This window comes from Bacillus cereus group sp. BfR-BA-01356, assembly GCF_022663635.1.
GTDB classification, from domain to species: Bacteria; Bacillota; Bacilli; order Bacillales; family Bacillaceae_G; genus Bacillus_A; species Bacillus_A cereus.
Genome location: NZ_JAKUFX010000282.1, coordinates 1 through 842, shown reverse-complemented (window position 1 = coordinate 842; position 842 = coordinate 1). Strand labels below are relative to the sequence as shown.

Here is an 842-nt window from a genome sequence, read left to right as displayed (position 1 = left end):
ACCTCAGGTTGTTCAAGGTAACACGGGTGCTACCGGTGCTACTGGACCTCAAGGCGTTCAAGGTTACACGGGTGCTACTGGTGCTACCGGCGCTACTGGACCTCAAGGCGTTCAAGGTAACACGGGTGCTACTGGTGCTACCGGCGCCACTGGGCCTCGAGGTAACACGGGCGCTACCGGACCTCAAGGCATTCAAGGACCAACGGGTGCTACCGGCGCTACTGGCATAGGAGTTACTGGACCTACTGGACCTTCTGGTGGACCTACCGGACCTACTGGGCCAACTGGACCTAGCTTCCCTATAGCAACAATTGTTGTAACAAACAATATTCAGCAAACAGTACTGCAATTTAATAACTTTATTTTTAGTACTGCAATTAACGTAAACAATATTATCTTCAACGGCACAGATACAGTTACTGTTATTAACGGTGGTATTTATGTAATTAGCGTATCCATTTCTACAACTGCGCCAGGATGCGCTCCACTCGGAGTAGGCATTTCAATTAATGGAGCAGTCGCAACTGATAATTTCTCTTCAAATTTAATAGGCGACTCACTTTCATTTACTACAATCGAAACATTAGCAGCTGGTGCAAGAATTTCTGTCCAATCTACTCTTAATGAGATTACAATCCCTGCGACAGGAAATACTAATATCCGCCTTACTGTATTTAGAATCGCTTAAATTTCATCATATATTGTTTATGACAAATAAAAAAAGAGCGAGGAATGGTCATCTCCCTGTCAAGTAGACAGTAATAAAAAGAGTATTATGCCACGGCCTTTTCCCGATATTCTATCGGGGAAAGGCCGTGAAGTTTTTCTTGGAATCTTTCTGT

Annotated in this window: 2 protein-coding genes; one reads left to right on the top strand and one right to left on the bottom strand. The window is 44.3% G+C overall.

Annotated elements, in window-relative coordinates; all coding sequences use genetic code 11:
- The coding region (locus MR168_RS33015; RefSeq protein WP_242291767.1) for a Gly-Xaa-Xaa repeat protein at positions 1-688 on the top strand (688 nt) is incomplete at its 5' end.
- 85 nt (positions 689-773) lie between these two features.
- On the opposite strand, the gene MR168_RS33835 is transcribed toward MR168_RS33015, so the two are convergent.
- Positions 774-842, bottom strand: a 69-nt coding sequence (locus MR168_RS33835; RefSeq protein ID WP_325782447.1) for an IS3 family transposase, incomplete at its 5' end; no start/stop codon positions are given.